Genomic DNA, 12,032 nt, shown 5'->3' with positions numbered 1-12,032 from the left:
GGGCGTGCACGCGCGGCACGCCGCTATTCGTCGTCGAGCACCGTCTCCAGGAAGCGGATCAGCGCCTGCGACGGGTCGCCGCCCAGGTGGACCATCTCGATGCCCCACTGGCCCAGCACCGCCCGCTGCACTTCGTTCGCCGAAGGCGAGAACAGGTAGGACACCGGCTGCGCGACGTTCGGCACCGACGACTTCCACAGGCGGGAGAGCTTGTAGAAGAGATACCTGATGTTGACGTCCGCGAGGCTGTAGCCGATGAACATGACGGTGCGTCCCAGCACGTCGGCGCGCAGCTTGATGTCCAGCGGCGATTCGAAATCGAGGCGCCGGAAGTAGCTGCTTTCGTCCAGCACGATGGAGGCGTCGTCCTCCAGGTCGCCGTGGAACTTGATGATCTGGGTGGCATCGGGCCGAAGCTTGGCGAGGTCGGCCACGCTCACGATCTTCGTGTAGGCCACCTTGTGGTGCTCGAAGGCGCTTTCCAGCCAGCGGTCGTAGTTGGTCGTGTAGATCAGCGGAAAGAGCCCCTTGGCGATCAGCTCGTGAATGCGCGACTTCCCCAGCTCCACGTCGCGGGGATGCCATTCGCGGTCCATCCAGCTGCGCAGGGGGCCGATGCTGCCGTGCTTGATCCGGAAGTATTCGGCCAGCGTGAGATAGCTGCCCTTGTCCGCGAAGGCGGTGGCTTCCACGTCCAGTTCCCTGGCCATGTGCTCGATCAAGGTTTGCCACGGCGGCAGGCCCAGTCCCATGGACACGCCCGCGCCCACGAACAGCAGCAGCTTTCCGCGTCGGTGGATGTCCCGAAGTTGCCGCATGGTCTCGTCGGCACCCGTGCCGGTGCCGATGGGTGCGGTCGGCCGCCGTTCGCTACGCGGGCGGGTGCGTGTTCGCGTGGATGGCATGTCTGCAAGCTCAGCAGGTGTACGGCGGACGCCGGGCCGTTCGCACGGCGCGTCTTCAGTTGCCCGGGCGGGTGGCGATGCGCGCGGCGATCTCCTCGTTCGTCAGGTGCACCAGGTCCTTGTCCAGGGTCTGCGTCACGCAGCCCGCCACATCGTCGGCAATGGCCTTTCGCAGCAGCCCCAGGAAACGCGGCGCCGCGACGATCGCGAGCTCATCGAAGCGCCGCTGCTGCCGGGCGCCCGACAGATGCGTGGCGACGCGCCGGGCGAAGTCCGCGGCTTCGAGGTGGCGTTCGCTCTCCCCGGCGGATGCCGTGGCGTTGGCGGAACTGCGGATGCGATGCGGGGTGGTGGGCCGGGCGCTGTGGGTCGCGCTGCCGGCCCGCCGGCCGGCCGCATCGCGCACCAGGTCCGATTCCTTTGCATGCGCCGCGGGATCTGTCAGTTCCTCGACGCTGTCGAGCGCGCCGGCCCCCCGCGTCTGCACCAGGATCCGTGCGATCGCCTCGTCGGCCACCAACACCCATTTCGTAGTCATTCGATCTCCTTTGCCGGGTCGTCAATTGCCCTGTGCAATGCGCGGCAAGCGAGATGCCCGACGGCGCGCGCGCCGCAGCTTGGCGCTCAGGGCAGCGGCGCGTCGTCCGCGCGCCGGTAGAAGGCAAGGAGGCATGCGTACACCGTGCGCTCCTGCGCGGACATCGAGTGCTCGATCTCCCGCAGTTCCCCTTGCTCCAGCCGATGCGCGACCGTCTCGTAAAGCTGCGAGCGCGACATGCCGACGGCGCTTCGGCCCGGCGTCTTCCATGCGGCGAGCCGCGCGGGCGCGCTCGACAGCAGCATCCGCAGGTAGAGCGCACGGCAGAGCCTGAACTCGTGCAAGCCGCCCGACCATGCAAAGCTGTCCATGAAGTCGGCCACGTCGGCTTCGCATGCGGCCACCTTTCCTTCGGCCACTTGCACGGCGCACGGTGTGCGCACGACGACCGCATGGCCGGCCTGCAGGCGCAGGACCTCGAGCCCGATCCTTGCGCAGCACAGTTGCTGGGCCATCCGCAGGCCCTTTCGGACGTGCTCCCGCATCACCTGAACGACGCGCCATGGTCGGCGGCCTCGAGGCGTGCTTCCTGCGCAAAGCGGGAGCGTGCCCACTGGCAGGCGCGCTGCTTGAGATGCGTGGTCAGCTGCTGCCGGGTCTTGAAGACTCCGCTGGACGAGAAGGTCCCCTGGGTCGCGCCGAACCGCTGGATCTCGACGGCGCCCGAGATGTTTCCTTCGCCCGAAACGCGGACGACGAACAGCAGGAACTCCCAGGAATCCTGGCGGAAGCGTCCGATGTACAGGTGCTCGTTGTTCATGTGACTTGTCGTCCTTGCGGTTCCTGCCCAAGCGGCCTGGAACGGTCCGGCAAGCGGTATGCCCGTTGTGTGGACAGAAGTCCTAGTGCAGCTTGATCGCCGGCTCGTACGAGCGGCTGAGCCGCTCGGCCAGCCACCGGGCCATCGCCCTCGGCCATCCGTGCACTTCGAATTCGTGCCGGCGGTACAGCGCCGCATAGATGAGTTGCGCGCTCATGCCCTGGATGAACCGGTCGCGGCTGCGCCTTCCGAAGCGGGTGGTGAGATTGCCCGCCGCGCCCGGTTCGCCGAGCGAGACGATGGCCCCCGCGGTCTTGAAGCGGAAGGGCGGCGGCTCGTAGCCGGCCATGCGCAAGGCGAACGCACGCGCGAGATAGCGGGCCTGGGCCGATGCGATCTGGGCGGTGTAGGGCGCGGGTCTTTGCGAGGCGGGATCGATCCATTCGGCGCAATCGCCGATGGCATGTACGCGCGGCACGCCATCGCATTGGAGCCTTTCGTCGACCCGCACCCGGCCGGACGCCGAGCGCGGCAGCTCGGGCGAATCTTCCAGCACGCGCGGGCCCCGGATGCCGGCGGTCCAGATCTTCAGCTCGGCATCGACGCGCCTGCCGCTCGCGAGGGCCAGGCCGTTCGCATCGACCGCCACCACGCGTTCGGCGAGCGCCATCGCCACGCCGCGCCGGGACAAGGACGCCTGGGCGTACTCGGACACCTCCGGCGGGTTCGCCGCGAGCAGGCGGTCCGCGCCCTCGATCACGGTGAGCCGCACGCGGTCGCGTTCCAGCCCGGGCTCGTGCTGCCAGAGCGCGTCCATCGCATCGCGGATTTCCGCGGCCAGCTCCACGCCGGTTGCGCCGCCGCCCACGATGGCGATCGACAGCGCCTCCTGCTGCCCGCGGGCGAGTCTGAAGGCCCGCGCAAGGAGCGCTTCGCGAATCTGCATCGCCTGCGCCGGCGTGTTCAGGAACAGGCAGTGCTCGCGTGCGCCGGGCGTGCCGAAATCGTTCTCTTCGCTGCCCAGCGCGAGCACCAGTTGCCCGTAGCCGATCGTGCGTGGCGGCAGCAGTTCGCGCCCGTCGGGCCCTGTCAGGGCGTCCAGGTGCACCTCGTGAGCCGACGGATCGATCGACCGCAATGCGCCGATCTCGAAGCGGTAGCCATGTGCGTTCGCATGCGCGAGGAACGAACTCTCGGCCGCGCTCTGGTTCTGCATCGCGGTCGCGATCTCGTGAAGCCGCGGCTTCCAGACATGCGCGAGCGCACGGTCGACGAGCACGAGGCCTTGCCGTCCGCGCCCGTGGGGCCGCTGCCGCGCAAGCCTGGTCAGGAACTCGAGGCCTGCGGCGCCGCCGCCGATCACCACCGTCCGCGCCGTCGTCGGCGCGGCGCCCGCGCCCGGGCGCGGGGTCGACATCATCGCGTCCGTCCTCATCACTTGCCTGGAACGGGCGCCGGCCCGGGCACGGCGGTGCGCGCGGTGCTCGCGCGGTAGTCGTCATGGAAATAGAGCAGGGCGCCGATCACTGCAATGACGGCGGCCAGCAAGATCCACACGGGCGCGCCTCGCCGGCGTTGCGGCGGGGCGCTGCGCTCTGTTCGTTCATCCATGCGCGTTCTCCAAGACTCGAAGGAATGCGTTTTTGGCAGACGGCCGGCCATGCGGCGTCGGACAAATTCCCGTCGAGCCACCAGCGCCGGGCACATGGTGGGCCGCGTCTTCGATGGCTGCCAACCCCGCGACCGTTCCGCTGGGCGGAAAAATCATTTGCGCCCTGGCGCTTTCGGGTGCGCGGCGTGCGGCCTACAGTTCGCAGCACCCCCAAAAGGCCGGACACGACCGGCATGGCGACGGCAGGACCATGGAGACAGCCACGATGCGCAACCTCAACCAAGACAACATCACCCAAGCCGTGCTCGCGCGCCTGGCCGACACGCCCGATCCGCGGCTGCACGAGATCCTGACCAGCCTCGTGCAGCACCTGCACGCCTTTGCGCGCGAGGTGAAGCTCACCGAAGCCGAATGGTTCCAGGGCATCCAGTACCTCACGGCCACCGGCCAGATGTGCGACGACAAGCGCCAGGAGTTCATCCTGCTGTCGGACGTGCTGGGCCTCTCGATGCTCACCATCGCCATGAACAACGGCAAGCCGGCCGGCTGCACAGAGGCCACGGTGTTCGGGCCCTTCTATGTGGAAGGCGCGCCCGAATACGAGCATGGGGACGACGTGGCCAACGGCGCCGCGGGCGTGCCCTGCGATGTGTACGCCACGGTGCGCGGGCTCGACGGCGAGCGGGTGGCCGGCGCGGTTGTCGATGTGTGGCAGGCCGACGAGGGCGGCCACTACGACGTGCAGCACGACGGGCTCGACCACGCCGAGAACCGCGGCCGCCTGCGCACCGGACCCGACGGCGCGCTGCATTTCAGGAGCGTGCTGGCCCAGGCCTATCCGATTCCGGTCGACGGGCCCGTGGGCGACCTGCTGCGTGCGACCAAACGCCATCCGTGGCGGCCCGCGCATCTGCATTTCAAGATCGAGGCGCCCGGTTATGAAAACCTCATCACGCACGTGTTCCGCGAGGGCGACCAGTGGCTCGATTCGGACGCGGTGTTCGCGGTGCGCCAGTCGCTGGTCGCGCCGTGGAAGCAACAGGCCGACGGCCGCTGGCGCCTGGATTTCGACTTCGTGCTGAATCCGCTGAAGCAAGCCCAGGCCGCCTGAGGAAGCGAAGAGCTACGGCGCGCGCGCCCGAGACCATCCTGCTACGCTCGCCGAGCCTGCCGCCAGTGCAGGCTTTTTTCTGCGCCCGGCGCTTGCGCTCTTCACACCCATGGACTTTCCCCTCATCACCGATCCGCATTTCTATGCGGTCGCCATCCCGGCCGTGCTGCTGCTGGGCATCAGCAAGAGCGGCTTCGGCGCGGGCTTCGGCTCGCTCGCGGTGCCCTTGATGGCGCTCGCGGTCACGGTGCCGCAGGCCGCGGCGATCCTCATGCCGCTGTTGCTGCTGATGGACGTGCTGGGAATCGCCGCGTTCCGGCGCGACTTCGACCGGTCGCTGCTCAAGTTCCTGATTCCGTTCGGGCTCGTCGGCACGGTGGTCGGCACGCTGCTGTTCCGCGTGCTGTCGGCGCACACGGTGGCGGGCATCGTCGGCGTGTTCACGCTGCTGTTCCTGGCGCAGCGGCTCGTGTTTCCGCCCAAGCCCGACGATCCGCTGCCCTCGCGCGGCGTGGGCGCGGCGCTCACCGTGGTGTCGGGCTTCACGAGCTTCATCGCCCACGCGGGCGGGCCGCCGATCAATGCCTACGTGATTCCGCTCAGGCTCAAGCCGGTGGTGTTCACGGCCACGATGGCGTACTTCTTCTTCGTGGTGAATCTCAGCAAGTGGATTCCCTATGCGTGGCTCGGCCTCATCGACTTGCGCACGCTGGCCACCTCGGTGGCGCTGATGCCGTTCGCGCCGCTCGGCGTGTGGGTGGGCATCCGCATCGCCAGGCGCATCGACGCGACGTGGTTCTATCGCTTCGTGTACCTGGGCATGCTGTTGACGGGCCTGAAGCTCGTCTACGACGGCTTCCTCGCCTGAGGCCGGCCGCGGGCCAGGCCCCTTCGTGGAACACCGAGGAACCGGCTTTGCCGGGCCTCAGGTGTTGCCCCCGGTAGGGGGAGGAGAAGCGACACGAAGTGCGCGGAGCCTGGGGGCGAGCTTAAAGCTCGACGATGCTTTTGAAGCCGCCGAAGATCATCCGCTTCGCATCGAACGGCATCGTCTTCGGGTCCATGGCCGCGATGCGCGGATCGGCCATCACCTTCTTGTTCACCGTGTCGCGGTGCTTGCGCGACTTGTAGACGATCCACGAGAAGGCCACGGTCTCGTCGGCCTTGAGCTTCACGCTCTGCGGGAACGAAGTGAGCTTGCCGGGCTTCACGTCGTCGGCGATGCACTCCACGTATTCGAGCGCGCCGTACTCCATCCAGACCTTGCCGGCCTTGCGTGCGAGCTTGCGATACGCCTCGACGTTCTGGGTGGGAATGGCAACGATGAAACCGTCTACATAGCGAGCCATGGGAGATCTCCTGAAAGAAAGATAGAAACGTTGGAGGAAAAACAGCGGCGGCTGCATGGCGTCGTGCGCATCTTCATCGTCACGACGCCGATTCGCTCGCCGCCCCGCGGGGTGCCGCTGCCTCTTCGTTGTTCTGCATTTGCGCCGGCGGTGCGGTGCGAAGCAGCAAGGCCCCGATCAAACCCGCCAGTGCCGCGAACACGGCGCCGACGAGAAATGCAAGGTTGTAGCCACCGGTGAGCGCGAGCGGCAACTGCGCGCCGGCGGCTGCCATGGACCCGGTGCGCGCTGCGGCAGCGCTGGCCAGCACGGCCAGGCCGAGCGCGCCGCCCATCATGAAGGCGGTGTTGACCACGCCCGAGGCGAGGCCCGAGTCGGCGGGATCGACTTCGCTCATGGCTGCGAGCAGCACCGGGTTGAAGGCCATGCCCGCGCCGAGACCCAGCAGCATCATCCCGGGCAGCACGTCGACCACGAAGCTGCCGTTGACCGGTGCGCGCGCAAAGAGCGCGAGCCCGATGGCAGCAAGCCACAACCCGACGGCGAGCGGCTTGCGGATGCCGAAGCGCATCACCAGCCTGGCCGAGAGGCCGAGCGAGAACACCGCCATGATGATGTTGGCCGGCAGGAAGGCGAGGCCGATCTGCATCGGCGTGTAGTTCAGCACCAGCTGCATGTAGAGCGCCGAGATGAAGAACCACGCGAACATCGCCGCTGCCCACAGCACGCCCACCACATTGGCGACCGACACGCTGCGAAGGCGAAAGAGCCCGAGCGGCATCAGCGGATGCTCGACGCGCGATTCGATGGCAATGAAGATGGCCAGCAGCACCACCGCCGCACCGAGCAGGCCCAGCGTCTGCGTGGAACCCCAGCCGGCCTCGTTGCCGTTGACCACGCCGTACACCGCGAGCATGAGCGACAGCGTGACGGTGACCGCGCCGGCCACGTCGAGCTTTTCGCCATGCGCCTGGCCGCGCGCGTTGGGCAGCAGCGCCACGCAGAGCGCATACACCGCCACGCCGATCGGCAGGTTTACAAGAAAGATCCAGTGCCAGCTCAGCGAGCTCGTGAGCAGCCCGCCCAGCAGCACGCCGATGCTGCCCCCGCCCGCGCAGACAAAACCGTAGACGCCCATCGCCTTCGCGCGGTCGGCCGGTTCGGTGAAGAGATTCATGATCAGCGAGAGCGAGACGGCCGAGACCACCGCGCCGCCCAGCCCCTGCACCGCACGCGCGGCGACCAGCAGCACCTGCGAATTGGCAAGGCCGCAGGCCAGCGAGGCGACGGTGAAGAGCACGAGGCCGATCAGAAAGAGCTTGCGGTGGCCGTACAGGTCGCCGAGCCTGCCCCCCAACAACAGGAAGCCGCCGAAGGTCAGCATGTAGGCATTGACCACCCACACCAGCGAGGTCTCGGTGAAGCCGAGGTCGGTGCGGATCGAGGGCAATGCCACGTTCACGATCGTGGTGTCGAGCACGATCATCAGGACGCCGAGGCAGAGCACCATCAATGCGAGCCAGCGCTTCCGGTTGTCGAGTGTGTCGGTCATGGAGTGGATTCCTGAAAAGGCCGCCGAGGCGGCGTTGCGTTTTTTAAACCAGCGGCTTGCCGCCGTTGATGAGCCAGGGCGTGCCGAACCGGTCGGTCACCATGCCGAAGCCTTCGACCCAGAAGGTCTTCTCGAAGGGCATGGACACGGTGCCGCCTTCGGCGAAGGCATCGAACACGCGGCGCGCGTCTGCGACGGTGTCCAGCGTCAGCGCAACGCCGAAGCCCTTCATGCCTTCGTAGGTCTGGCCGGGCATGGTGTCGGAGGCCATGAGCATGCCTTCGCCATAGGCGAGGGAGGCATGCATGATCCGCTTCTTGACGTCGGCGGGCATCTGCTCGGTGTCGGGCGCTTCGCCGATGGTCATCATCATCTGGATGGTGCCGCCGAGGGTCTTTTCGTAGAAGCGCATGGCTTCCTGTGCGTTGCCGTCGAAGGTGAGGTAGGCGTGGATGGGAGACATGAGATTTCCTTGGAGGTGGTTGCTTTTCGGTGGCCGTCTTGGCGGGCGGCAACGGGGTTAATTGGCGGCGTCCACCACCAGCATCCAGGCCACGCCGTAGCGGTCGGCCAGCATGCCGAAGTTGCTGGTGAAGAAGGTCGGCGTGAGCGGCTGCATGACGTGGCCGCCATCGGCCAGCGCATCGAACCACTTGCGCGCATCGGCATCGGTGGACGCGGTGATCGACAGCATGATTCCCTTGAACTCCGCCTTGCCGGAGCACTGGCCGTCGGAGAGCATGAGCTCGGTTTCGCCGACGCGCAGCACCGAATGCATCACCTTGTCGGGGCCGGGCGTGGCGCCTGCGCAGCTGGCGTCGGTGTTGCCTTCGAACGCGTCGGCCGGCGCGTCGCTGTAGCGCATGAGCTGGACGACTTCGGCGCCGAGCGCCTTCTTGTAGAAAGCGATCGCTTCGTCGCAACGGCCTTCGAAGGACAGGTAAGACTGAACTTTCATGGCATTTCCTTTGGGCTGATAAAGGTTTCAAGAATGCGCAGCGGCTTCTGCGCGAATACGATGGAACTACTTTGTGTACACCGTCCACAAAGAATAGCAGGGATAATGGACAGTGTCCACATGGAAATCGAAATGAAGCTGAACAACGTCCCCGAAAGCCTGCCGCCCGCCCGCAGCACTTACCGCCACGGCGATCTGCGCCGTGCGCTGCTCGAGGCGGGCGTCGAACTGGCGCGCGACGGCGGGCCCGACGCCGTGGTGCTGCGCGAGGCCACGCGCCGCGTGGGCGTGGTGCCGAATGCGGCGTACCGGCATTTCGGCAGCCGGCAGGAATTGCTGCTGGCGGTGCGCGGCGAAGCGCTTTCGGCTGCTGCCAAGGCAATGGAGTCCGAACTGGCCGTGCTGCATTTCGACCAACCGCCCGCCGATTTCGCCCGTGCGCAGGTGCGCGCCATCGGCACGGCCTACCTGCGGTTCGCGCAGGCCGAGCCGGGTCTCTTCCGCACGGCGTTCGTGGTGACCGAGGAGGGCGAGGGCGAAGTGGGGCCCACGGCCGCAGGGGCGAGCGGCATGGGGCCGTTTCAGTTGCTGGGTTCGGCGATCGACCGGTTGGTGGACGCCGGCGTGCTCGATGCGGCGCGCCGCCCGAATGCGGAATTTCTCGCGTGGTCGGCGGTGCACGGGCTGGCGCTGCTCATCATTCACGGGCCGCTGCGCACGCTCGATGCGGAGACCACGCAGGCGCTGGGACAGCGGCTGATCGACATGGTCGAACGGGGCCTGTAGCCCGCCCACGATTTCACGCCAAGAGAACTAAAAAAACCGTTCACGCTGAGCTTGTCGAAGCGCCGCGCAAGGCTTCGACAAGCTCAGCCCGAACGGTTGGGTCTTTCTCAGAGATAGATCTTCTGCAGCAGCTTGATCAGCGTCTCGCGCTCGCGCGCCGTGAGCTGCGCGCTGGCGTCGGCCTCCAACTGCACCACGGTCTGCTCGGCGTCCCGTACCAGCGCTTCCCCGGCGGAGGTGAGATGCAGCCCCACCGCCCGGCCGTCATGTGGATGCGGCCGGCGCTCGATGAGCCCCCGGCTGTCCAGCGTGGCCACGAGGCTCACGAGATTGGGCGGCAGGATGTCGAGCGTGGTGCACAGCTGCCGCGAGGTGGCGCCCGGGTTGTGCGCCAGCAGCGAGAGCACCGAGAAATCGATCTGCTTGAGCCCGTAGGGCGCCATGCGCTCCGAAAACACGCTGCTGATGATCAGCCAGGCGCGGCGGGCGTTGTAGCCGACCAGGGTTTCGAGCACGCGGGCATCGAGCCGGTCCGAACGACCCGGTGCGGAGGCAGCGGGCTCGTTCTTCGTGGAGGTTTTCTTGGCGGGAGCAGGCATGGCCCCGAGCGTAACCGGCCGAGGCAGTGCTGGGAATCTACCGCGCGACACCTTCCGCTGCTGCCGCTGCGTGCGAAAGGGCGATGCCTTCGCAGGCGCGCTTGACGATGCCCAGCCGCATCTCGAACTCGGGCAGCACCCAGCGGCGGAAAGCCGCAGCCGCTCGCACCCGGCCGGCGTGGCCTGCCGAGGTGCTTTCGTCCGTTGCCTCGATGCGCGCCCAGGCCCAGGCCATCATCGTGAGCATCACCACCCGCAGGTAGTCGTCGGCCACTTCGTACGGCAGCACGGGGTTGGCATGCGCGGACATCGCGATGGTCGTGCCGAGATACCGCAATTGCGCAAGCCGGCGCTGCACATCGGCGTCGGCCTCGCGCGATGCATCGAGCGTGTCGCGCAGTTCGAGCAGCACGGCCGACATCGCGGCGCCGCCGTCCGGCAGCACCTTGCGCACCAGGAGGTCGATCGCCTGGATCTCGTTGGTGCCCTCGTAGATCATCGTCACGCGCGCGTCGCGCACCACTTGCTCGATGCCCCACTCGCGCACGTAGCCATGGCCGCCGAACACCTGCAGGCATTCGCTCGCGCCGTGAAAGGCCTGGTGCGTGCAGGCCGCCTTGAGCACCGGCGTGACCAGCGAGCACCAGCGCTGCGCGCGCTCGCGGGCCTTGGGGTCGGCGTCGTGCGCGGCCACATCGAGCATCAGCGCGCTGCGGTAGGCGAGGGTGCGCGCGCCGTCGATCCAGGCGCGCTGCGTGTCGAGGATGCGGCGGATGGCGGGGTGCTCGGCGATCAGGTCGGCCGCTTCCGTGCCCCGGTTCGCGGGCACGGCGCCAGGTGCGCGCATCTGGCGGCGCTCGGCTGCGTAGGCGTCGGCCTTCTGCCAGGCGGCGTCGAGCAGGCCGATGCCTTGCAGCGCTACATGCAGTCGCGCCGAATTCATCATCACGAACATCGCGGCGAGGCCGCGGCCCGCTTCGCCGACCAGCCAGCCGGTGGCGTCGTCGAAGCGCATCGAGCAGGTCGGGCTGCCATGCAGGCCCATCTTTTCCTCGATGCGCTCGCAGTGCACCGCGTTGCGCGCGCCATCGGGCAGCAGCTTGGGCATGAGCACCAGCGACAGGCCCTTCGGCCCGGCCGGCGCATCCGGCAAGCGGCACAGCACCAGATGAACGATGTTCGGCGTCAGGTCGTGTTCGCCGCCCGAGATGAAGATCTTGCCGCCGCTCACCCGAAAGCTGCCATCGGCCTGCGGCACGGCGCGCGTGCGCACCTGGCCGAGATCGCTGCCCGCGTGCGATTCGGTGAGGCACATGGTGGCGAGCCATTCGCCGGTCGCGATCTTCTGCAGGTAGCGGCTCTTCAGTTCGTCGCTGCCATGGTGCTTGATGCAAGCGTAGGCGCCGTGCAGCAGGCCCGGCGCCATCGTGAGCCCGTGGTTCGCGGCGCTGAGCCATTCGTAGAGTACGGCTTCGAGCACCGAGGGCAGGCCCTGGCCGCCGTCTTCCGTCGCGGCGGAGAGCGCGGGCCAGCCGCCATCGACGAAGGCTTGGTATGCCGCGCGGAAACCCGGCGGCGAGACGACCTCGCCCTTGTCGAAGTGGCAGCCGATTTCGTCGCCTTCGCGATTGATCGGCGCCACGACATCGCCGACGAAGCGCGCGGCTTCGTCGAGCACCTGCGATTGCAGCGCCTCGTCGACCTCCGCGAAGGGCGCGAGCGCCTGCAGCCGCGCAGGCGCATCGAGCACCGCGTTCAGGAGAAAGCGGACGTCTTCGGGGCGGGGCCGGTAATCCATCGGC

Annotated in this window: 15 protein-coding genes; 3 read left to right on the top strand and 12 right to left on the bottom strand. The window is 67.7% G+C overall.

What is annotated here, in order from left to right; all coding sequences use genetic code 11:
• Positions 1–23 precede the first annotated feature (23 nt).
• The 6 genes from VARPA_RS25365 to VARPA_RS31450 form a co-directional block, all read right to left on the bottom strand.
• Positions 24–905, bottom strand: coding sequence for an SIR2 family NAD-dependent protein deacylase (locus tag VARPA_RS25365; protein WP_013543451.1), 882 nt, complete (start codon positions 903–905; stop codon positions 24–26).
• Positions 906–960: 55 nt separating this feature from the next.
• Positions 961–1,443 (bottom strand): host attachment protein, encoded by a 483-nt coding sequence (locus VARPA_RS25360; RefSeq protein ID WP_013543450.1) that lies wholly within the window; start codon positions 1,441–1,443, stop codon positions 961–963.
• An 86-nt stretch (positions 1,444–1,529) separates the two neighbouring features.
• Positions 1,530–1,958 carry a hypothetical protein gene (locus VARPA_RS30315; RefSeq protein WP_049794468.1) on the bottom strand — a complete coding sequence of 143 codons (429 nt, stop codon included), beginning with the start codon at positions 1,956–1,958 and terminating at the stop codon, positions 1,530–1,532.
• Positions 1,959–1,987: 29 nt separating this feature from the next.
• Positions 1,988–2,263 (bottom strand): hypothetical protein, encoded by a 276-nt coding sequence (locus VARPA_RS25350; protein ID WP_013543448.1) that lies wholly within the window; start codon positions 2,261–2,263, stop codon positions 1,988–1,990.
• A gap of 82 nt (positions 2,264–2,345) precedes the next feature.
• Positions 2,346–3,680, bottom strand: a complete 1,335-nt coding sequence (locus VARPA_RS25345; RefSeq protein WP_167330558.1) for an NAD(P)/FAD-dependent oxidoreductase — start codon at positions 3,678–3,680, stop codon at positions 2,346–2,348.
• Positions 3,681–3,697: 17 nt separating this feature from the next.
• Positions 3,698–3,874, bottom strand: a complete 177-nt coding sequence (locus tag VARPA_RS31450; RefSeq protein ID WP_013543446.1) for a hypothetical protein — start codon at positions 3,872–3,874, stop codon at positions 3,698–3,700.
• A gap of 266 nt (positions 3,875–4,140) precedes the next feature.
• Between VARPA_RS31450 and VARPA_RS25340 the strand changes: the two genes are divergently transcribed.
• Positions 4,141–4,986 carry an intradiol ring-cleavage dioxygenase gene (locus VARPA_RS25340; protein ID WP_013543445.1) on the top strand — a complete coding sequence of 282 codons (846 nt, stop codon included), beginning with the start codon at positions 4,141–4,143 and terminating at the stop codon, positions 4,984–4,986.
• 109 nt (positions 4,987–5,095) lie between these two features.
• Positions 5,096–5,854 (top strand): sulfite exporter TauE/SafE family protein, encoded by a 759-nt coding sequence (locus tag VARPA_RS25335; protein WP_013543444.1) that lies wholly within the window; start codon positions 5,096–5,098, stop codon positions 5,852–5,854.
• Positions 5,855–5,975: 121 nt separating this feature from the next.
• On the opposite strand, the gene VARPA_RS25330 is transcribed toward VARPA_RS25335, so the two are convergent.
• From VARPA_RS25330 to VARPA_RS25315, 4 genes are all read right to left on the bottom strand, one after another.
• On the bottom strand, positions 5,976–6,335 hold the full coding sequence (locus VARPA_RS25330) for a DUF1428 domain-containing protein (RefSeq protein WP_013543443.1): 360 nt from the start codon (positions 6,333–6,335) through the stop codon (positions 5,976–5,978).
• 79 nt (positions 6,336–6,414) lie between these two features.
• A complete protein-coding gene (locus VARPA_RS25325; RefSeq protein ID WP_013543442.1) occupies positions 6,415–7,887 on the bottom strand; it encodes a DHA2 family efflux MFS transporter permease subunit in 1,473 nt (490 codons plus the stop codon).
• Between the two features lie 43 nt (positions 7,888–7,930).
• The gene (locus tag VARPA_RS25320) at positions 7,931–8,350 is read right to left on the bottom strand and encodes a VOC family protein (RefSeq protein WP_013543441.1); all 420 of its coding nucleotides are present in this window, start codon (positions 8,348–8,350) and stop codon (positions 7,931–7,933) included.
• Between the two features lie 57 nt (positions 8,351–8,407).
• Positions 8,408–8,845 (bottom strand): VOC family protein, encoded by a 438-nt coding sequence (locus tag VARPA_RS25315; RefSeq protein WP_013543440.1) that lies wholly within the window; start codon positions 8,843–8,845, stop codon positions 8,408–8,410.
• Between the two features lie 132 nt (positions 8,846–8,977).
• Here VARPA_RS25315 and VARPA_RS25310 point away from each other — a divergent pair, with 132 nt between their 5' ends.
• Positions 8,978–9,631 carry a TetR/AcrR family transcriptional regulator gene (locus VARPA_RS25310; protein WP_041944000.1) on the top strand — a complete coding sequence of 218 codons (654 nt, stop codon included), beginning with the start codon at positions 8,978–8,980 and terminating at the stop codon, positions 9,629–9,631.
• A 107-nt stretch (positions 9,632–9,738) separates the two neighbouring features.
• Here VARPA_RS25310 and VARPA_RS25305 read toward each other — a convergent pair whose 3' ends face one another.
• Both VARPA_RS25305 and VARPA_RS25300 read right to left on the bottom strand, forming a co-directional pair.
• Positions 9,739–10,230 (bottom strand): MarR family winged helix-turn-helix transcriptional regulator, encoded by a 492-nt coding sequence (locus VARPA_RS25305; protein ID WP_013543438.1) that lies wholly within the window; start codon positions 10,228–10,230, stop codon positions 9,739–9,741.
• Between the two features lie 37 nt (positions 10,231–10,267).
• The gene (locus VARPA_RS25300; RefSeq protein WP_013543437.1) at positions 10,268–12,028 is read right to left on the bottom strand and encodes an acyl-CoA dehydrogenase family protein; all 1,761 of its coding nucleotides are present in this window, start codon (positions 12,026–12,028) and stop codon (positions 10,268–10,270) included.
• Positions 12,029–12,032: the final 4 nt, after the last annotated feature.

Source organism: Variovorax paradoxus EPS (assembly GCF_000184745.1).
In the GTDB taxonomy this organism is placed as follows: Bacteria; Pseudomonadota; Gammaproteobacteria; order Burkholderiales; family Burkholderiaceae_C; genus Variovorax; species Variovorax paradoxus_C.
The sequence above is the reverse complement of the archived record's forward strand: the minus strand, read 5'-3'. Positions and strand labels throughout refer to the sequence as shown.